This is a genomic window from Klebsiella sp. SYXHC3, from assembly GCF_057196925.1.
Genome location: NZ_JBXUNG010000010.1, coordinates 1 through 21,721, shown reverse-complemented (window position 1 = coordinate 21,721; position 21,721 = coordinate 1). Strand labels below are relative to the sequence as shown.

11 protein-coding genes and 1 pseudogene are annotated in these 21,721 nt (G+C 51.2%); 3 read left to right on the top strand and 9 right to left on the bottom strand.

Features of this window, described 5'->3' with window-relative positions; all coding sequences use genetic code 11:
• The first annotated feature begins 33 nt into the window (after window positions 1–33).
• Window positions 34–1,284 (top strand): tRNA-guanine transglycosylase DpdA, encoded by a 1,251-nt coding sequence (dpdA, locus tag AC2CGP_RS20020; protein WP_047053959.1) that lies wholly within the window; start codon window positions 34–36, stop codon window positions 1,282–1,284.
• On the top strand, window positions 1,281–2,408 hold the full coding sequence (gene dbpB, locus AC2CGP_RS20015; protein ID WP_047063873.1) for a DGQHR domain-containing protein DpdB: 1,128 nt from the start codon (window positions 1,281–1,283) through the stop codon (window positions 2,406–2,408). Before dpdA ends, dbpB begins: the two co-directional genes overlap by 4 nt.
• 23 nt (window positions 2,409–2,431) lie before the next feature.
• Here the strand turns inward: dbpB and dpdD are convergent, their stop codons facing one another.
• The 9 genes from dpdD to queD all read right to left on the bottom strand — a co-directional run bounded on the left by dpdD (window position 2,432) and on the right by queD (window position 20,834).
• The gene (gene dpdD / locus AC2CGP_RS20010) at window positions 2,432–4,615 is read right to left on the bottom strand and encodes a protein DpdD (protein WP_047053961.1); all 2,184 of its coding nucleotides are present in this window, start codon (window positions 4,613–4,615) and stop codon (window positions 2,432–2,434) included.
• Complete coding sequence (gene dpdK, locus AC2CGP_RS20005; RefSeq protein ID WP_047053963.1) at window positions 4,608–5,138, bottom strand: phospholipase D-like domain-containing protein DpdK; 531 nt, start codon at window positions 5,136–5,138, stop codon at window positions 4,608–4,610. The genes dpdD and dpdK overlap by 8 nt, the downstream gene beginning before the upstream one ends.
• A gap of 11 nt (window positions 5,139–5,149) precedes the next feature.
• Window positions 5,150–9,586, bottom strand: a complete 4,437-nt coding sequence (gene dpdJ / locus AC2CGP_RS20000) for a protein DpdJ (RefSeq protein ID WP_047053964.1) — start codon at window positions 9,584–9,586, stop codon at window positions 5,150–5,152.
• Between the two features lie 3 nt (window positions 9,587–9,589).
• Window positions 9,590–10,438, bottom strand: a complete 849-nt coding sequence (locus tag AC2CGP_RS19995; RefSeq protein WP_047053965.1) for a hypothetical protein — start codon at window positions 10,436–10,438, stop codon at window positions 9,590–9,592.
• Entirely contained in the window at window positions 10,435–13,641 is a 3,207-nt protein-coding gene (gene dpdH, locus AC2CGP_RS19990) for a protein DpdH (RefSeq protein ID WP_484502448.1), read from the bottom strand. Before dpdH ends, AC2CGP_RS19995 begins: the two co-directional genes overlap by 4 nt.
• Window positions 13,638–14,513: a protein DpdG gene (dpdG, locus tag AC2CGP_RS19985; protein WP_047053969.1), complete on the bottom strand. Its 876-nt coding sequence runs from the start codon at window positions 14,511–14,513 to the stop codon at window positions 13,638–13,640. Before dpdG ends, dpdH begins: the two co-directional genes overlap by 4 nt.
• Entirely contained in the window at window positions 14,500–16,980 is a 2,481-nt protein-coding gene (gene dpdF / locus AC2CGP_RS19980; protein ID WP_047053971.1) for a protein DpdF, read from the bottom strand. The genes dpdG and dpdF overlap by 14 nt, the downstream gene beginning before the upstream one ends.
• Complete coding sequence (gene dpdE, locus AC2CGP_RS19975) at window positions 16,980–20,087, bottom strand: protein DpdE (RefSeq protein WP_047063876.1); 3,108 nt, start codon at window positions 20,085–20,087, stop codon at window positions 16,980–16,982. Before dpdE ends, dpdF begins: the two co-directional genes overlap by 1 nt.
• Before the next feature lie 384 nt (window positions 20,088–20,471).
• Entirely contained in the window at window positions 20,472–20,834 is a 363-nt protein-coding gene (gene queD, locus AC2CGP_RS19970; protein ID WP_047053975.1) for a 6-carboxytetrahydropterin synthase QueD, read from the bottom strand.
• Between the two features lie 235 nt (window positions 20,835–21,069).
• Between queD and AC2CGP_RS19965 the strand changes: the two are divergent.
• Window positions 21,070–21,721 (top strand): annotated as a pseudogene (locus tag AC2CGP_RS19965) (IS3 family transposase); the annotation flags it as partial.

The following is a 21,721-nucleotide window of genomic DNA, read 5'->3' as shown; positions in this document are numbered from 1 at the left end:
TGAGGCTTAGCAGTGGCGTCACAGGAGAGTAAGTTGTCGAAGCTAAAGTATTTTTTCCCTGATAGTCAGGATTTTATCGATCCCAGTTTTGACTTCTTCCGCGAAACGCGTAACGAACATCGCGTGCGTCAACGTGACGATCATTATCCGCATGAGGTTTTTCCTCATCCTTATGATGGTATGCTGGTTTCTAAAGCTGTAGTAGATGGTCTTGGTGGCGGTGAGAGCAAATATACCCGTGCCCAGCGTTTGCGTTATTTCCGTAATGGAATGAAGCACTTTTTCCGTCTTCCGGAAAATATGGAAACCATGGGTGATTGCGGAGCCTTCACCTATGTTAACCAGGACGTCCCCCCATACCGTGTGGAAGAGGTGATTGAGTTCTACGAAACTTCCCGCTTTAACCATGGCGTTTCTCTCGATCACATTGTCTTTGGCTATGAGAAGCCAGGTGAAGTATTCAGTGGCGAAGTATTGGCTGAATGTCGCCGACGCCAAGATATCACTCTGACCTTGGCTCAAGAGTTTTTAAACAAGTCTCAAAAGTCCTGTTTTACTCCCTTTGGCGTTGCACATGGATGGAGCAAAACTTCCTATCGTCAGTCTGTAGAGGCCCTGCTGGCCATGGGATACAGAAATATCACCATGGGGGGGATGGTGCCGTTGAAAACGGCGCAGATCCTTGAGACTCTCGAAGAGATTAAACCGCTGCTGAAAAGTGATACACGTGTTCACTTGCTTGGCATTGCCCGTCCAGAGAGTTTCGCCGACTTTATCAAGTTTGGTGTGACCAGTATTGACTCAACAACACCGCTGCAGCAAGCCTTCAAAGATCGGAAAAACAACTATCATACGCCTGATGGCCCGGCCTATACCGCTGTGCGTGTCCCTCAGTTTGATGCGAATCCAAGCTTGAGTCGCAAAATAAAATCTGGCGTGATTGATCAGGATATTGCACGACATCTGGAAAAGGATGCCATGACTGCCCTGTTTGAATATGATAAAGGGGCTTTGTCCCTTGAGAAAACTCTTGATGCAGTCCTGGCATATGAACGCCTCCATTCGGGTGAAAAAGAGGCCGATAAAATCCGTGCGGATTATGAGCGTACGCTGGGAGAACGTCCTTGGAAACAATGCCAGTGCAATATTTGCCAGGCCATCGGTATCAACGTCATCATTTTCCGCGGAGCAGAACGTAACCGTCGCCGCGGTTTCCATAATATTCAGGTGTTGTACAACCGTTTACAGCACACATTGTCATTACGCTCAGAGGAACTGCCATGAGTGAATATCGTGTTCCCGCCCTGCGAATCCGACAGGGTGAGGAGAGGCAACTCTATAGCCTTGCGATAGAAGGTAAACAGATCAGCAAAATTGCAGCGATTTCGCGAATTCGTCGCGGTGAAGAGAATTTGGTTGGTTATCAGCGTCCAGAAGTACGTAACCATATTCGCGAAATTCAGCGCTATATTGAGAGTAAAAACCCGATGATACCAAACCCGGTGATTATCGCTTTTGATAAGCGTGTGCGTTTTGAACCGCTTACAGATAATGGCGACATGGGGCATCTGGTGATACCTTTCTCCGAAGATAAGGATTTTGAGAAGCCAGGGTTTATTGTGGATGGTCAACAACGTACTGCTGCTTTGCGGGATGCGGAAATCGACTCGTTTATGATGCCGGTCTCTGCATTTATCGCTAATGATGCAGAAGAACAACGCGAGCAGTTTATGCTGGTTAACTCCACAAAACCGCTGCCCAAAACGTTGTTATACGAACTGGCACCGCATACCCACGGTCGTTTGCCATCCGATCTGCAAATGCGTAAGTTTCCTTCGCTGCTGACTCAACGACTGAACTTCGGGGAAGGTCCACTTGCGGGGCGCATCAAAACGGCAACCAATCCTGATGGGGTTATTGCTGACAACTCGATGATCAAAATGATCGATGCTAGTCTTCGTGAGGGAGCATTGTATCGCTTCCGTGACCCTGCGACAGGGTTGGGGGATGAAGGGAAGATGGTGAAACTGCTGAATAACTTCTGGTCGGCGGTGGAAACCGTGTTTACCGATGACTGGGACAAAAAGCCGCGCTATTCCCGTCTATTACACGGCGTCGGTATTCTTGCACTGGGTAGCCTGATGGATGAAATTGATCAGGTGCATCAGGACTATAAAGGTGAACCTGGCTGGACTGAGATCCCTTCCTATACTCGTTTTGTCGAAGAGTTAAATCGCATCAAGTCGCTTTGTGCATGGAGTAGTGGCGCGTGGAACTTCGGTACGGATATTGATGGTCAGCCTATCGTCCGTAAATGGAATGAACTGCAGAACCTGTCGAAAGATATCTCATTAGTGACGGATTATCTGGTCACAAGTTATATCAAAGCAGCGAACGCCAATATATAAAAAAGGGGCATTTGCCCCTTTTTTTATGCCACTACTGCAGAGACCTGCTGAACGTGCGCAATAAACGCGTTCAGCATTGACCCGGCACCTTTACCTGTAGGGTAGATTAAATCTCTGCGCTGTGCTGAGACCGCGTAAAAGGCCTGATGAGTGGCGCTGCCTGCAGAAAAGATGAAGTAATCAGCCTGTTTTGCTTGATTAATCAACTTGTCGGTTGCAGTGTGCGCATGGCTGATCTCCACTCTGATCCCGGGGAACAGCGTTTCCAGCATCCGTTTCGCGCGTCTTACCGCGCCTTCTGTCAGGCTATAAATCGCCACTCTGGCTCCGGATAAGTCCGGCAATTCATCTTCTGCATCTGCCGTACAGCTATCCTGCTCAGCCGGAAATACGCGCTCTGCACCTTCCCCTAGCACGTCAGTCGCCAAGTTGCGCATCACTGTACGAGTAGTCGGATCTAATCGCGCCCATATTCCGCTCACAAAAGACTGAACGCTGAGCCACAGCGAGGTGAGCGTCGCCCGATCCTGCACCGGAGCATCAAGGAAGAGTTCGATCAACTCGCCCAGCGCTGGCAGGTTGCGGAATGAACTGGCGCGTTCGACGATCAGTTCCAGCATGGCACCGGACTGTTGATACGCTTCCTGGCTAACAGAGCCTTGTAGGAAGCGGTCCGTCACCATTGTGGCCAGCTTGATATCCGCCTGACTGACGCTTTGTTCCATCGCAAGAACATCCAGCCACTTTAGCCACGTCGTACTACTCAGACTGAACTGATGACGTTCAAGCCATTCAATAAAGGCAGGCATCACGTTACGCAGGATCGGGAACGCGTCTGGTGGAACCTGACTTGATAGTAACTGGAGCATCGTCGCTTCATGGAACGAGTCGGCGGGCCAGTTTTCACTTTCCAGCGCGACCAGTTGCACCAGGCTGTTGCTGTCGACTTCTGACTGACATAGTCGGGAGAAACAGATATCCCAGCCCACGATTTGCGGATTGGTCAGATGGCGGATCTCCTCGATGAGTGTTTTCAGCAGTGGTACCGCCATCGCCTGCTCTATCAACTGCTGATCAAGCGTGTGGAGCGTTTGTGCGTAGCCGGTAATCTCCTCTTGCGTTGCGGTCAGGGAGGTTTGCAGATATGCGGCAAGCTGTTGCAGCGTATCCGGGAGCGACGCCGTCGCTGTCGCTGCTGACGGACTCACAACGTAGAACGGCCGACTGGCCCAGGTGTGCAATCCACTCAACCAGTCGGTTTTTAGGCGTTCTGGTAACGCGTTGAGCAGGTCGACTTCGCCAATAAGCATCACGCCGGTGGCCCAGGTTTTCCACGCCGCAAAGTCAGCCTCATCCTGGGATAAAAAAGGCATCTGCGTAAACAGAGGGTGTAGCGCCAGACATTGCGGGCGAAGATCCGCCGGGGAGGCCTGCGGATACCCGTGGATGTCGGGTGTAAAAAAGCGCTGCTGGTATGCTTTCAGCAGCATCCGCATCAGAGTTGTGGGAATGCGTCCCCGAACCAAATCAGCAAGCGAATCGTGATTCAGCAGCGTGTCCCACTTCTCTAACTTACCCGCCTGCTGGAGTTCAAGCAGCATAAGGTTGCGTCGCGAAAGCGCGCCGTTGTTCTTCAGTTCCTGTAGTAAAGCGTCGCTTGTGGCTTCGTCTTTTTGGCTATTCGCCAGAATGAAATCACTCAAGATCCGCCCAAAGGGACGTTTGACCGTGCGTACGATTGATGGCCTATCACGAAACAGGGCGATAACGTCTTTGAGCGCGGCGAAGACCCGCTCTTTTGCTGGTTTATCTTTCTGCTTTGTGGGCAGTAATTCGATCCGGATAAATCCGGCCGGACAGTGCGTCAGCAGAGCCGTTTCAGACAGCGATGTCGCTCCCTGTGCGGGGACGAAAGTCACCCTTCTATCGGCAATAACATCGGCAGACCCCAGCCTGGCATTCAACACATTGCTGAGCTCCAGCGTGGTGCGATCCGTTTCTGCCGCGGCAAAAAATACCCAGCGATGAGCATCGCACCAGGGCAGAATGATCGGCCACTGAGCGTCAGTCGCGCTCTCGTAGAGCGGCAGTAAGACGGTTTTTAAGTCCGCAGGGTAGGCGTTTTCAACGTTTTCTAGCAACCTGTCCAGCTTCAGTAAATTTCCGTTGCCAAAGAAGTCACGCACCCATTGAGGAGTATCAGTCATGGGTGTCTCCAAAGGTGTACTGGCCGCTAAATTCAATCAACGCATCTGAAATCACCGTATTATTAGTTGAAAACAGCAGATGCTCATCGTTCAGGTTTGCGCCGCTCCAGGTGTAATTCATGGATCCTTTCAGAAAGAAATGTTTGGTCAGCAACCCCTTGGCGTGCAGGTTCTCGTGATATAGGTATTGCATGTCGTGATCGGGCGATAAGCGCGTCAACAGTCGCTCGATAAAGACCACGCTGCGCGTGTCTTCACGTGTCACGATGCGTAGCGGACAGCCATTGTTGACGGCGGTGGCGAGCAATTCCTGGAAGCTGACCATCCGGGCCCCCCATGAAGGATCAAGAAAACTCCACTGACCGCCCCGGTTATCAATCACGTCAAAGTCGCTCATCCACGGTGAGATCAGCCAGATCGGTTCTGGGTAGAGGATCAAGCCACTAAACTGCGCGCTTAGAATTTCTCGCAAATGTCGCTGGCCCAGTGGGCCATGTAGGAAAATTTGTCGTTGTTCTTCCATTTCTGCGTTCCTTACAGCAGCGCTTCGGCCAGTTCAATACGTAACACTAGATTGCCACCCTGATAATCCACGGCGGATTCGCGGGGATAAAGATGCAAACCAAAGTACTCAATCGGGGTCACCTGCACCAGAGAGATCACTTCCACAATACGATGGCGGGCCTCGCGCGGGATATGCAGTTCTGCAAAGCCGTGTTGGGTAATGGCGTGATGTAACTGCGCTAACCAGTCGTTCTCGCTGATGCTGATGCTGCACGCCGTCTGTTGAAACAGTGAGCTTAGCAGCAGTCGTTCAGTCAGGTTGTTACCGGACTTAAACGGATTGTAATAGCTGAGAACCGACTGACGGATGGCATTGCCGCGCTGCCAGAGCATTCCCTGAATTTTGCAAAAGCGCTCAAAAACTTTAATCACACTGGCGTCAGGCAGTTCTTGCGTCGCTTGGGTATGGGCAAAAATATTCAGAGCGATTTCGTATCCGGCTTTGTCTTCCAGTTCCCGCCATGCGTTGAGATATGCAAGCATCTGCGCATCATGTGATGCCTGGCTGCCCGGACGTAGTACCCGTGTGTGCAGCACCGACATAAAACTGTGACTGAGTGCAAATCCCTGCGCCTTTAACAGCGCTCTGAGGTGGGCGTTAGCCTCACGGCGCTGCGGATGGCTGCTGGCCTTACGTATCGCATTTAAGGCCTCCTGGAGCTCGCTGGAAGAGGGGAGCCGCGAAAGCATTTCGAACAGGTCGTAGTCGATCTGCTCGTAATCGCTGGCGGCAAAACTACGCATAAACAGATTCAGTACGGAGACCGGATCCTGATGAAAAACGTCTTCCAGACGGGTAATGATGCCACAGCCGCCGGGTTCTGATTCGGTCAGCCAGATGTCCAGTACTTCGTCGTTGAGTTCGGTATCCACCACCAGACCGCGTTCATCGACATCCGGCAGCAACAGGTGGCTGGTTTGTTTGACCGCTCCGGCAAGGGTCGTTGTCAGCAGATGCTGTAGCCAGTCCTGAAAATCGACATCATCACTGAGATCCTGAGTCAGGATCGCGCTGTGCCTGTCCACCATTTCCAGAATGTCGGTCTCTTTAAACAGGTTGCGCAAATGTTGCTGCAGTTCCTGGCTTTCGGCGTCGTCTTCACCATCCTCGCTATTTTCAAAGATATTCTCTGCCTGGAAGAGTGTGTCCGCGATATCAGTCAGTCGACGTAGGCCGTCCGGGGTTTTTAATTCCGCGATAGAGTCTGCCAGAGACGACTGTGTGGCCAATTCCCGCGTAACCGCCGCTAGGTAGCACTCGTAGATCCAGTCAGCGGTGAACGTGTCATATTCGAAGCGTGGTTCATGTTTGATCCGATGCTGGAAATAGAGCGTTCGCAGTGCGCGCTGAATGGCCGGGTCATGCCGGAGGCGTTGCAGCAGAGTGGGCGGCAGCGTAAATCTGAGCCGGGCGCCATCCACCCACTGCCGCACGCCAACCCCGACAGGCTCGCCATTGTCGACCCACCTGAAGTTCACATGCGCCTGTTGCTTGGTTTTATTGCGTAATGAGGCTGTTGCGTGGGTGGCGTAACGCGTGACGTCGAGAGGTGTCATGTTCTGGTGGGTAAAGAACGTAATGGAGCGGAGGGTGTCCGTCCACGGGCCGGCAGGAATGGGGAGCGGATCGGCCTGATCGTCTGGGTTAAACCGGGTATGCCAGTACAGTTGCGAGTTGCTTTTCTCGGTGAGATTTTGCTCGAATCGCAGCGCGCGCGTAAGCACCTGCATCGGGCGAATGACCCTAATAGGGGGCTGACCTTCATACTCAATGATACACTCGGGCTGCCAGGTATCGCCGAAAGCCTGCTCAATTTCAAAATCAACATCCGAAACGCAATTCATCGCCGGAACAAAGTTGTTCGGGATAAGCCAGTCTGCTTCATTGTCGGAGTAAACGGCATAGCGCTTGGAAATGCGCCCCGGCGCAAACTCTTTCAGACCCTGAATAAAGGGCAAATGTTCACGTTTCTTGAACTTCCGCTCGAGATGGATCTCCATTTCCGGCAGATTGAGTTCACTGAATAGCGCTGAAGGAATAAAGGCCGGCAGCGGGGAACGTCCCGTCGATCGGTCTGCCTCCGGTTGGCCCATCCGCGACCATTGGGTGGTGAGTTGTCGTTTTAATGTCGGCAGCAACTCCATCATGATCGAACGGGGCGGCGACCACAGTACACGCTGAAGTTGCTCGTCAGTGATGCGCAGCGCGTAGAACAGATACTTTTCCAACTCCTGCTGCCACGCATGTTGTTCGATCACGGCGGTAATCAGGTGGAACATACGATCAAGATGGTCAAGAGACTCTCGCTTTGTCTGCGGTTTATTCAGCAATGACCAGATATTACTTCCGGGGATCTTCATGCTCAGCCAGTCAAGTGTCGCCATTGCCGCCTGCATTTTCTGGATATGAATGTTGCCCATCGGCAACGACTGTCCTTTTATCTCTGGATTAATGAGCTCTTCATAGCGTTGATAAACGACGCGGTCGCGGCCAAATTCGGACAGGACTGCGACCATCCACGGACGCATAGTTCTTGAACGACCGGCACGCCCTTTACGCTGCAAATAGGAGGCAACGTTACGTGGCGCTTTATGCTGAATAACCATGCCAACTGAGGGGTCGTTAAAGCCCACCTCCAGCGACGCGGTTGCAATAACCACTTCCGCTCTAGGATCGACCCCGACGTCCTGACTGGACGTTCGGGCAACGATGGCCCGGTCATTTTCGTCAAGTGGGTGACCAATATCCTGCGCGATACGCCAGTTCTGTCCTGCCAGAGTCAGCGTATGGCTGTTTTGCGGTGTTTCCAGACGCTGAGCGGCCAGCGGCGGTTTCGCAACGTATAAGTTTTGACCACGTGACCGCCAGCCTTCGGCGTCACACAGTTGATGATAAAGTCGGTTATTGATATCCAGATCGTCGGTGAAGACGAAGGTTTTTTGCCCCCATGTCCCGCGTGATTTTTTCCTTTTCGTATCCAGAATACGCCGGGCGAGCATGCTGGTCTGGATAGTAGTAGACAGCAGGGCGGTTTGCGAGACCGGATCACCGCGTAATGCCAGCAGATATTCAGCCCCTTCATCTTCCATTTCGTGGAGCTTCGGTTCGATAAGAGCCACATGTTTTTTATGCGCGCCTACCAGATCGGCGAAGAAACGTTCGGCGTCACTTAGCGTTGCCGACAGCCCGACAAAATGGGGGCGACTGCGTGCAAGTTGCATCCAGCGTCGCAGCAGATAGGCTGTCTGCGCACCGGTATTCCCCACATAGGTGTGTACTTCATCCAGCAGGACTACCGGCGGCGGTGTTACGCCGATGCCAACGCCAAATAGGTGATTCGTTTGGTTATTCCCGAGGTGCTGATTGAGCATTTCGGTGGTAGTAAACAGGATGTCAGGCGGGTTTTTCATCAGCGAGACGCGGGTTAGGATCACTTCGTCACTGTCTACGCTGTGATCGCAGTGGCTACAACGAAGAATCTCTCTTTTCGCTTTGATATCTTCTGCTTTCCAGTGCATTTGCCCCGGACATTTCGGCGTGGTGCAACGGAGTAAATCAAAGGGCATATCCTTGTCTTTATCTTTCGTTGCGTATTGATGGTTGAACGGGGTGTCACCGAAAAAAGAACCAATACGGATCTTGCGTCCTGCCAGTGCTAGGGCCTGACTGTCGAGTTTACGACATTTGCCCCAGGTTTCCATGAACTGATCTTTAAGCAGTTCTTTACGCGGATACAGTGCCAGCGTCCTGACCCGCTGTGCGTTGTCGCGCTGAATATCATTGAGGAGCGAGGTGAGTGCCGGGAGATAGAACGCCAGCGTTTTACCACTCCCCGTACCGGCACAGACAATGGTCCCGGTGGCTTCTTTCGCGTGAGCATGATGACTATGAAAGTGCCAGGCGCGCAAAATACGTTCGGTTGAGCGTTCCTGAAAGCCGGCAATGGAAAAGTCGCCGATCAGTCGGGAAAGCGCCTTGCGTTTAATCTCGTTCATCCACGGGACGTCGACCCATTTGCTCAGCACCGTTTGCGCCGGAAGTTCCCGCTTCGGATAGTTGCGCGGGCGACGGACGAAACGGTAGTCGGCGACAAGCGTCCGGGCTCGCTGAAGCGGTTGATCGCGGAACCATTGACGCTGGTGGCGGAACAGGTAGACCGATTCCGCCATACGCGTGCGGTAGCGCGTCCCCCCTTTGCTGGTCGGGACGCTGAAGAGCATGGCAGCATTCTGCAGTTCTGCCAGTAACGACTCTGCATCTTCGTAGGGCAGGTGCCGGGTAAAGAGTGAGATGATATCGGCATGGGTAAATGCGCCATCCGTATCCCCCCAGACCAGCAGTTCCGCTTCCCGCTCTTCGAGCAGGTCCAGCGCCTGGTGCAAGTGGGACAAATCAGCCGTAGACATAAACTATTTCCTTGTGATCACGAACTCATCCAGCATCTCTTCATCCCTTAACCACTCAAGCACCTCGGGCGTCAGGGCACTTAACGTCGGGCGGAGACTCTGCGGGCCATTAATGCTATTGAAAAATGCTTGCACCACGTCAGGCCAGTCTGTTTTCATCATGCCGCGCAGGGAATACAGTTTTTCGGCGAGCGCTTTGATTTGGTGAATCTTTTCACCGCTAACTGGTTGGCACTGCGTTAAGTTTTCGAAATCCTGACGTCGACGCTCATAGTCGGAGGCGATATCGTCAAATTTGTTCGCATTTTTTTGGAAATTCAGTGTCTTGTCATCGACATGAACCTGCTGATGTAACTCTTCCAACCATGCATCCCAGGCATCTTTTAGTTCTTTGCTCAGGTCCTTGTGTAGGGTGCCGAGTTGGCTGACGCAATGGGTCAAGGAATCATTCTGGATGATGTCGTAAGCGGTAGGTTCCTCTGAAGCGGCCAGCGTCTCATCTAGAGAGTTCTGTGGCGACTCTTCCTGATCTACAAGGTTTTCTTCCTCGCCGGGATTGTTTACCGACTGGTTTTTCAGCCAGCGTCCCCACTGTAACTTGAGACTTTTGACGCTGTTCGCGGCAGCGATCAGTTCGCTACGCTGCTCGTCATTCCAGGTAACCGCAATGCCCCGCGGGAGTTGTTGCTGGGCTGGATATTGCTGTTTAAGCAATGCAAACTTATCGGCAATGGTGTTAGTTTTGCTGCACACCAGATTACATTTATCGATGATTTGTGAGGCCTTACCAGCCTGAACGCTAAGATCGAGTTCTTTTTGCATTTCAGCCAGTTGTTGGCGCAAGGTGGTCATTGATCGGCTCCAGAGGCGATGATATCGCTCACAAGTGTTTTCAGACGGTCATTCACTTTATTCAGAGCAAGAGTCAGTTGCTGGATATCCCCTTTGGCGTTCATCTGCTGGAGTGTGAACGCGATCTTGGGTTGTACCAGTTGCCATTGCGCAAGTACGCTGCTGATTCTTGAAACGTAGTCACCGTCAAGTCGACAGATCTCCAGCCACAATTTCGCACTATCTTTCTGTTTTTCAATGGAAAGTAACGCAATTAAAGTCGCCAGACTCTCCTCGGCGTCGGTTCTGAGGGCTTCAATTTCACCCAGCAGCCACGAAGATGGTTTGTACTGAGCGCTGCCTGTGGGATAGTGCTCGGTCCGCACAGTCTCAATAAACGTCTGCCAGTCGTTCAGTTGGCTGAGGAAATCGTCGCTATCTTTAATGTTGGCAAAGAGATGAACATTTTTTAGCGTGCTGGCAAGTTCCTGTTTGACGGAGAGCGCCGCACGTTCAATTTCCGCACCAAGCGGCTGTTTTAACACTGTTTTCAGCGAGGAATATATTACATCGGCATCCAGCGCACGACTGCTGCCCAAGCCTGAGCCTTGCTCAGTGATGGCAACCTGTTCAAGCCACGCTTTTCTGGCATCATCCCATCCTACGAGCGCCTGCGCCCTGGCTTCGGCGACTCTGGCGCTGGCGTGCGGATGCAGGGTCGCCTCAATCCCTCTGAAACAGATCTCGGAAGGAGAGGTCGTCAGCGTTCGACCGGTACTTTTCCCTTCGGTTCTCCCGACACCTTTCTGGGTGAGGCATAGGGTATTGACGATCTCCGCCGGTTCTTCTTTACCCGTCACCAGGCCAAGCAGCAGAGCTTTTTGCAGATGCTTTTTAAGCGCATCCTGTAAGTTACGCGCCCGGAAGTGATTAATGGCGCTTTCCGTAGCCTGCGGCACCCACCACTGGATGAAGTTTTGATAGCGAGTGTAGTCTTCCTGCGCCTCTGGATAATTAAAGCCTTGCTTTAAACCGGCGTAATACTGGATACGTAACAGGGCTACCGCAGCGTTATACACATCTACCCGTCGGGAAGGATCGGTCAGGTCCTGCTCAGAGTAAAAGTTCGTAATAATGCTTGAGGGGTCAGACGCCGCTTTTGGCAGTGAAATCAACGTAAAACGACCTTCTTTCAGCGGTGGCCGAGAAGACATACCGAACAACTCTGGCTGTGCATGAATTTCATAACAGGCGTTCAGTGCCGCACGCAAATCACGGGCAACATCCTGCGGCAGAATGACATTGTCATTCACCCATGCACGGACCGCCCTGATAAAGGGTAGTTCGGATTTGGCAGTGTATTTTGCCTCTTCTTTCGGTTTGAATTCCGGATTGTCAATCTTTTTACCCGCCGGCGTACTGCCTATTTTGCCCGCCGTTTCGTGTGCGTTCTTTGTTGCTGGTTCCGCCGACTCCATGGTGGGACCTTTGCCATTCAGTTGCGCTGCTAGTTCATCGAGGCCAAAGGCACTCGCAACGCTGCCCGGCATTTTTTCGCGTAGTTCATCAAATGAATCAATGCCATATCCCCAGATGGCGGCAAGCGTCACCGAACTGCCAACCCGGTTGACAACTATCTGTGAAATCTTGTCTTCGATCTCGGGAACGGCATGAATTCCAGCGAAATTTGCTGGCGGGAACTGTGTTTTTTCCGCTTCTATTCTGCAATCGCGCAGAATATCTAACAGGATGCGGTTAATGATTGTACGCGGGTTAAAAATCAACTCGCCGCTGCTGTCGCGGCAATGCTTATCCGCCAATGCCAAAATGGCATTGCGGTTATACGGGAAGAGCGGGAATTTCTTATTGGCAGAATAACCAAAATCTTCTAGTGCATTGGGGATCTCATCACTGTGCCAGACAGGTGGCCACTGGGGCTTACCTTGCTCAGGACTGTTTTTTAACTCCTCTGATCCAAAGCGTGCGGCGTTCAGATAGCGACCACAGAGCGAGACAATACGATCTTCGTTATTGTCTTTATCGACGTTCTCGATGACCCACTCGTAGCCAGCACGCGTGATTAACGTTTCCTGGCGGCGTTTATAGCCGGGATAATTGTCGGTGACTGCAATCACTGAGTGGACAGGGCAGAGAATTTGCACGCCGCCAGGTGCCGCTTCTTCGATCAGGCTGTCGATCAGGACATCTTCAATGGCGGAGATCGCCGCCATATCTTCTACCAGAATCACCAGACGGCGATTAAGTCGCAGAAACTCCTTGCGGATTTCCTGAAAAAGCTCCTGAAAAGATCCTCCATTGAAGGTGAACAGGCGCTTGAAGAGTGATTTCAGCGAGGTATGCATGGCTTCATTGAGCACGCGCGCTGCACGGGTACGCGCCTCCACTTGGTCTGACTCATGCAGTTGAGAATGGTTAAGATAGCGGCGTGCACGCGCGGACAGATCGTCAGGCTCAAAGACAAAATAGAGATCTTCCGGAAGAAGTTCATATTTATCATGATCTTCTTCTCCTTCTTCCAGACCACTACTCATCCGACTGGCAAGTTTGAAAATACAGTGGCCCGGCTTCAGAAGATTCTGTTTGAAGTTGGGGTCGGTGATCAGATCACAGATACCGTTTTCCACCTCTTCAATGATGGCTTCCATATAGGCGAGTCGGTCTGCTGGAATGTCTTTACCTTGTGCCAGCAGCGTTTGACCTTCTTCCATGACCGCTTTTTGCATGTCCTGCAACTGATGGGCCATCATGGTCAACAGTAGATCTGCCAGATCTTTCGCCGGATACTGTTCTGTTACTTCATTAACGCGCATGCGTGCGTTGTCGAAAAATTCCCCCGTCAAGTTTTTCAGGATGCGTAAAAGCACCTGTCGTAGACTGGAGTTTTTGGGTATCCGGACAATTTCCCATTGCTCGCTCTGGTCGTTTTCCGCCAGGTACATGTTGAACCGGCAGTCTAACCAGCGCACCAGATGTGATTTCCCCATCCCCGAGCGGCCAATCAGTGGGATGGCGCGCTCCGTATGAAGTAACTGCTGGAACAGGTCTTCGTCACGTAATATTTTATGATTTTCATTGACGTCGCGTCGGGTCAGTAGCATCGGTTCATGCACGGCCAGAAGCACATGATCCTCTAATTCTTCTGCTTCATTGCGAATGCATTGGACGATATTTTTCCTGGATGGCCAGTACTCCATCATGCTCATTCTGCATCCTCCCTTAGCGTGATTTGGCTAACCCGGCGAATTTTACCGCCAGGTAAGTGGAGTGATAAGGCGTCTTTATCATCACTGCCGATGGCGAGGATAATGCGCTTACTGATTTCAAGTCGTTGCAGCGCAACGGATGTGCTGGTGCAGATATTGTCACCTTCCGGCGCGACCCAGTCTTTTTCCTGCTGCATCACGTCATGAACGGAGTTTCTGAACTGGCCCCCGTCCATCATTGGCATGACCTCCGCCATGTTTGCCATAAAGATTTTGGCGGGAAGGGTACGCGTATCGTCAAAGATCTCCGGCAGAAAATATTGAATGGCCCGGGTAGGGTCGGTGACATAATTTCCGTCCGGCATTAACTCGAGAAAACCGAGAAAACGACCAAATTCTCTCACTAGTTTTTCGGTGTTGGTATTGATGGTTTCGCCGGGTAACCATTTATGCACTTTGTTGGTGATGATCGTAGGGGAGAGAGGTTCCAGGCCCCCGAGCGAGTGTTGCTGAAGGCTCAACAGGCAACTCAGTACCCGCCACAGCGGTTCGCATTCATTCCCACTGGCAACGCCGTTTTCACGACAAGCATCAATCGTACAGGCAAGCAACCGATGCGCCAACGGACGCACACCTGCTTCAAGCGGTAACATCTTTCCGTCGAGCATCGGCCAGAGTCCCAGATTGCACCAGAAGCTCAGGTTCTCTTTTAATTTTCCCCATGCGTTATCGTTAGTGGGCAGGTTATCAGGACGATAGCGGGCGAGCAGCGTGTCCTGAGACAACGGTTCCTGTGCGCTTTGCAGAACGCGTTCAATCAAAGGAAGCAGTATCAGGCCGCTTCCTGGGTTTGCGTTGTTAATTATTGACATGTTGTAGTTGCCTGATAAAAGTGTCCAGCGACAGCGCATTAGCGGCGCTTGCACACCATGTTCGATGTGGGAACTGAGGATCGGCGAGATGCTCAGGTGCAATAATAATTCGCTCAAAGCGCGTCATGGGTAGGTCTGGGAACGCATTGGCCGTGTTAGGGATGATCACAATCTCTGGTCCATCCGATGCAGGTGCTGTCATTTTCTGTGCGCTCCAGAAATGCGAAAGCGAATCCAGGTTGTTCTCTAGTTGCAGGAACACTGGCCTGTCTGCACGAATAAACACGTATTCGCCAGAGGTGATCAGCGACCGCAACGTCACACGAAGTTCCATCAACAACGAATGTAACTTCATATTTTCGTTGTAATAAACTTTCTTTTCCGCACCTACGAAGAGTGCTTTTTTCTTCGGCTCGGAGCGTAAAATTTGTACATCTGTGCCCACGGTGGGCGAAAACGCTCCTTTCCCTTTCTGACGACATCCCGGACAACCTCCACAGGTTAACTCGGGAGGATGGCTCTGATATTCATAGAATTTCTGCAGAATTTTACACAGTGGTTTGCCAGGATCCTCCAACCACATTTCCATTACCGTAAAGGCTGCCCGGCGGTTATTCAACTCGGACTGGCGGATCTTCTCCACATGGGTGTTCCAGTGCGCTTCTGAATAATGCGCATCGTCACAGTGACGGATATGAACGTGGTTATAGTAGCTTTCGAACCATTCAATCAGTTGCGTGTTGTTGTCATCCAGATTATCTCGCAGGTCGTCAGGAATTTTCGGATCAGCAAAGACCAGTTTGATGAGTCCGGCTCTTTGCATTAACAGCAATGTCCGACGGTTCCAGGCTTCGTTTTTATCGCCTTGGTGATCAATATGAACGGGCTTGGTGTTCAGTGAAATCATGTAGTCAGCGATCGGGCTTTTCTTACGATCGTCAAACATTGCTTTCCAGCGGGCAAAACCTTTTTCTACGCCAATCAGCGTCTCAACGGCCAGCGATTTTGCCGTTTTCATTTGCGCCTTATGCCATACCAGATGCACCTGGCAGGATCTGCCGTCACGCCCAGCACGCCCGCAGTCCTGGTAATAGCGGTCGATATTTTCCGGAATGGCAGCATGAATGATGCTGCGGATTTCCTTTTTATTCATCCCTACCCCAAAGGCAGAGGTAGCGACCATGATATCGAGCTGGTCATTTTTCCATTTTGAAATCAATTTCTTGCGATTGTTTGTGTCAATTTGACCGTGGAACATGCCGGTTCGCCAGTAGCCCAGTTCGTTCAGACGGGCAGACCACATTTCCGCATCTGTACGGGTAGTGCAATACAAAATCAGCGGGCGGGGTAAGGTCATCAGAAGCTGTTCGACCCGCTGACGATGCGCGTTTTCATTTGCCTCATGATGCACAAAATATTCCGGCTCCGGGCGTAGGAAATTAGCTGACACTTCAATCAGTTCGCTGTTTTCATCATGGAACTGCTCGACCAGAATGTCCCGGGTGCTTTTGCTGTAAGTCGCCGAAAGTAGCAGCGTACGAAAACGGCATTTTCCTAGGGCTTTCAGTGAGCGAATCATAGGGGCAATCAGCTGAAAGTCAGGGCGGAACTCTGCGCCCCATTGATCGATCAAATGCGCTTCGTCGATGACGATCGCGCCAATCATATTCAGTCTGGAAAGCTCAAACAGCACCGGAACCAAAGAAGAGCGAACGGATTCCGGGGAACAGAAGAGCACACGCTGTGTCCCCGCTTTGATTCTTTCCTTAATTGCCTGACGCGAGGGCTGATCTTGTCCTCCGATCCAAGCATAACTTCCACCATGATCTTGGTCGGTGCCGCGAAGCAGTTTTTGCATGTCGTCAGCCTGCTCAATTGCGAGGGCGACGGTGGGGACGATCACCAGCGTGAGGGTGTTTGTCGGTGCGCTGAGCGCCTGGAGTTGGGTGAGCAGACTTTTACCGCAACTGGTGGGCAGATTCACCAGCAATGTACAGTTATTATCAGACGTTAGCAGCGTCCGGATGGCGGCCTGTTGACCGAATCCCTGATAGTGAGTCAGCCAGGGCTCCTCGGGTAACAGGCGCTTCAGTGCCGGATCGGTCTCGGGGCGCAGCAAGTTCCTGCGGATCTTACGCTGATAGGTGGCTCTGGTCAGCGCCAGGTCCGCATCTTCAGCCAGTTGAATTTGTTGCGCGGCAGGCGACTTTGTCATGCCCCACTCAGGCGCCGGAGCGTCGGTCAGTTCCGGCGGCAGGGGTAGCCACGGCGCGCTAATACCACTTGCGTGAGCGGCACGTAACGCATCGGCGTAGCCGGCAAAAATGTCACCATGACCTGCCGAGGCATCGGTGATGATCTGAATCAGTCTGTTCAGAAACTGATTTTCGATACCGTCCTTAAAGGTGACCCCTTGACTAAAACAGGTGGTTAGCGCCTGCTGCAGGCGTGACCATTCCTCTTCCATCAGACGATTTCCTCCAGTAGATTTCTGCTGCACACCACCACGGCTTTGACGGCCATTAACTGGAGTCTGGCTTGTTCGCCGAAGGTTGCCTGTTGTTGTTCCCGGTCACTGGCATAGACTCGTTCCACCATCTCTTTCCAGGTGTCCGGTGAGACAAGCTCTTCAATTTCTTGCCAGAGATTAGGGCGCAGATTCATATCTGCATAGAATTTCTGCGATGTTTCATGTTTGGCGTACTCGCTATTGAGCAGTTCCAGCAACTGCGGATTCGTCACCGGTGTACCCTTAGAGGACAGCCAGTGTTGCACAATACGCGGCGGGTACAACTCGTCTGCGATACGGCGTTGGGCGTAGGTGTCCTGCGTCTGGCGATGGGTGACAAGCCAGGTAGACTGGAAGAAGTAATTGGGCTCATTCAATGGCTTTGGGAGCACCCGCAGTACCGCCATGGAACTGCCCCGGGCATCTTGGTTTAACAGTTGCCAGATCGTATCGACAAATGGCTGCCCATAACGCAGCGGATAAACGGTTGTTCCGTCGATCGCCGGAATGCGTTCAGCGCTCATCAGATGCGTTGACGGTGGGTTACCCCCTTCTTTATCGAAGCTGAGCATGCAGGTGGTGAGAAAGGTTTTAAAATCGACCAACGTCCCTGTGCTGCGGTCAGAGAGTTCGAACTGAAACTTGATACCTTTTTCTGCGGTGCCGGTGGCGCGAAAACGCAGTGCACGCGTGATCCAACTTGTCAGCGCATTACACTGCGCTACTGCAAGATGATCGTCAGCGCTTATCTGTTGCGCAAAAATCGCCGCCTCTGCAATCTCGTCATCCATCGCCAGCAGCTTTTCCTGCATGTTAATTTTATGCGTTTCGTTGGCCAGAATGCCCTGTTCGCCAGGGAATTCGCTGGCAATACGTTCAAGGGCCACCGGACCTTCTTGGTAGACATTTTGCCACGCATTTTCCAGATAATCGTCGAGGACGAACTGGAGGCTGGCAATGGTGTTATTAAATACGCCAATGCTGTCTTTCAGAATACTGGCCCACACGTTGCGTAATCCGCGGTCGGCGTGATTTTTCAGGATCAGACTCTGGACGGGTTTTACGCCTTTCAGGTTTGCACTGTACCTGTTCAGACGACCAAGGCGCTGTTCAATACGGCTACAAGAGCGCGGTAAACCGTAGTGAACGGCCAGTCGCAGACCCCCATGGAGATTCAGACCATCTTCGCCGCTTTTATCGCAGATCAGGATCCGAATGGGGCTGCCGGGTTTCAGGTACATCAGGGGTTGATCCGGCTGATAGCGCTCCAGGGGGTACTCCAGCAGCAGTTCGAGCTTTATTGCCAAGTGCTGGGCAAGATCCGGACGATCGCAAAAGACGATGGCTTTTCCTGTTGAATTCTTTTGCAGCCACTCATTCAGGGTGATGGCAAGCTTGTTATCAATGGCCTGAAGTTCATTTTTTGCAGTTGAAACAATGTGTTCTAACAGATCTCGTTCTTCCTGAGTGCGTTCCGCTTCACCCAAATGTACTTTAGCGCGTTGCATGACACAGAGTGGGCTGGATAGGAGATCGTCAATCCAGAAGAGGTACGTGTCTTCACTCATTGCCCACTGCGTATTCTGCGGTAGTAAAGATAATGAACGATACTCATCAATCAGTTCGTCTAACGCTAACCCATCGCAATACCAGCGGCACTCCGCTGCTCCATTTAGCCCTGGAAACAGAAGGTTTAGGTTGAGGTTTTTCGTTTCATCGAAGCTGAGTGAAACCTGACGGCGGTTACGCAACAGTCGATGATGAATGCGATAGTTTTCCCCTAGGTGCCGACGAATATCCCGGATCCTTTCTTCACGCTCCTGGGTATTGGGGGAGAACGTCCCAATAAGCGGGATGAGTTGCTGGCAGAGTGTCATCAGAACAGTATCTTCTGGGAACTGCTGCTGCAGTGTTTCCAGATTACGGCGTAAGCTGACGTTTGAGACGGAAGGTACTAACCCCGAGAAGATCCCGCCGAGGTTTTCACGATTTTTGACCAGTTCGGTAAAGTCTTGCAGATGGGTCTCATCCACTTGGTAGGCTTCGGGATTAATACAGTGCAGCATCGACAAGAAGTTCCTTTCATGCCCATGCAGAGGGGTCCCCGTGAGTAACAGAACGTAGTGGGCTTTCCGGCAACCCTTAGCGATCAGGTTGAAGTCATAACGTTCATCTTTATCTCCTGACCACGGCCAGGAGGCAATCTGGTGGACCTCATCGACCGCGATAAGTGAAGGGGTGAATCCCCGTTCAATCAGGGTACAGGCATCGCAATGGGTGCAAATCACGATGCCTTCTGTGACCTCATTTTGTCGCAAACCTGCGAGGGCCGTAGAGGCATCAATAATAAGTTGTTTCAGTTGAAAGCGTTCACCCAGTTCTTCCCGCCACTGGTTAACGAGCGGTGCCGGAACCGCAATAAGCATGCTGACGTGGCCAGTTGCTTCTAACGCGTGTTCACGGACGACCATTCCGGCTTCGATGGTTTTCCCCAGACCAACCTCATCGGCCAGAATATACTTGGGGTTTTTATCCTGAAGCACACGGCGTACCACAGCCAATTGGTGGGGTTCGAGTTCAACGGCACTACTGGAAATGGACGCCATCGCGCGGCATGCAGCGCGTTGCTGGATGTAGGTTTCAATAAAGGACTGTCGAAGAGGAAAAAAAAACGGCGCGTCATTTGCTTGTAAGGCAAGAAAGTCAGCAGGGTTTACTGGAGTATCATAGGCTTTGTTGAGAACAAAGATTTTATCAATCGGGAGCGTTGCATATTCTTCTTCACGAAAAATGACCAGGAAATCACCATTAGGTCTAGATCCTCCAAAGCGTGCGCGTGCCCAGCGCTGACTTTGAGGTTCAAGGCAATAAATTACAGCCTCTTCGGGCGGTATTGTTAGTGATAATTTATCCCGGTTTACTTCAATTTGACGTGCATAAGGTTGCGCAGGAGACTCAAAAAAAGCAACTGTTGCGAAATTTGAATCGATATTGACGCTGACGATTTTGCCAGTACCCTCAAAATGCTCAGAGACCACCAGTGACCCGATTGGTAGTATGTTCATCCTCTTAGTCCTTAATAGAAGATTGCATTCTTTATCTAGAAAAAACAGTATGTTATTTTTTTTGGGTTGAAATTCACCCAAATCTGAATGATGTTATGTGCGGTTGCTATAAATACATGAATATGAATAGGATACTAAGATAAAATTCATACTCAAGTGAAAAAAGGTAAAAATGAGATAGCACCACATTCAAGTGAAAAATGTATGTGAGTCAAATGATTATGGATCTTCAGGGGGGATTAAATTCGTATTTTCAACTACCAAAGTTGGTGTGAATATATTGTTGATTTTGTTAAAGATTAAACTTTTTTCATTTTCAGCTTTTATACATCAATACGAGATAGCAGGGCTGGCGGAGTTGCAACCAGCCATCTAAACGTGTGCTTATTCGCCGCGATAAATACAACCAGCTGTACAAGTTTCTTTCACTACCACTGCGCTAAGGATAGGCAGTTGTGGCTTAACCTGATTCCAAATCCATTCTGCTAGTACTTCACTGGTTGGGTTTTCTAAGCCGGAGATGTCGTTGAGATAATAGTGGTCCAACTTATCTAGCGTGGGTTTAAAAATTGCTTTCAGTTCGGCGAAATCGATAATCCACCCGGTGTGATTATCTACTTCGCCTGTGATTTCAAGGCGAACCACAAAAGAGTGTCCGTGTAAGCGTCCGCACTTATGGCCATCAGGCACGTTGGGCAGTCGATGTGCGGCTTCAAAGGTGAAATCTTTGTATAGCGTAGTTTTCATGGTGACCTCATTTTTTTGTTATACAGTAACAATAAGAAGCACGATTTCCTAGCTTTTCTGAGTTAGCTATTAACACTCTATTGGATAGGCAAAATTATTTCGGTCGTATCCAAATCAGGTTGTTTTTGGCATTGGCCCCATGATACTCCTCCTGTTGGCTGATTTAAGTCTCTGAATCGCCACGGGTTTAACAGACACCTCAGAGTCATTTAAGATGACTTAAAGAGAGGTGCCCATGAGCGGTAAACGTTATCCCGAAGAGTTTAAAATTGAAGCAGTCAAACAGGTTATTGATCGCGGTCATTCTGTTTCCAGCGTTGCAACACGTCTCGATATCACCACCCACAGCCTTTACGCCTGGATAAAGAAGTTCGGTCCGGACTCATCCACTAATAAAGAACAGTCAGATACTCAGGCCGAGATCCGCCGACTCCAGAAGGAGTTGAAGCGGGTTACTGACGAACGGGACATATTAAAAAAGCCGCGGCGTACTTCGCAAAGCTGTCCGACTGAGGTACGCCTTTATTCGTGACAACTCCCGTTGCTGGCCTGTTCGTCTGCTCTGCAGGGTGCTGGATGTTCATCCCAGTGGCTTTTACGCCTGGTTTAAGCAACCGTATTCTCAGCGCCACCAGGTAGATCTGAGACTGACGGGACAGATCAAACAGTTCTGGCTGGAGTCCGGTTGCGTTTATGGTTATCGCAAGATCCATCTGGACTTGCGGGATAGCGGGCAACAGTGCGGAGTGAACAGAGTCTGGCGACTGATGAATCGTGCCGGGATAAAGGCTCAGGTCGGGTACCGGAGCCCGCAAAGGCGAGGCCAGTATCGTATCGCCCAACAGGCTCCAGCGACAGTTCAATCCGGATGCTCCGGATAAGCGTTG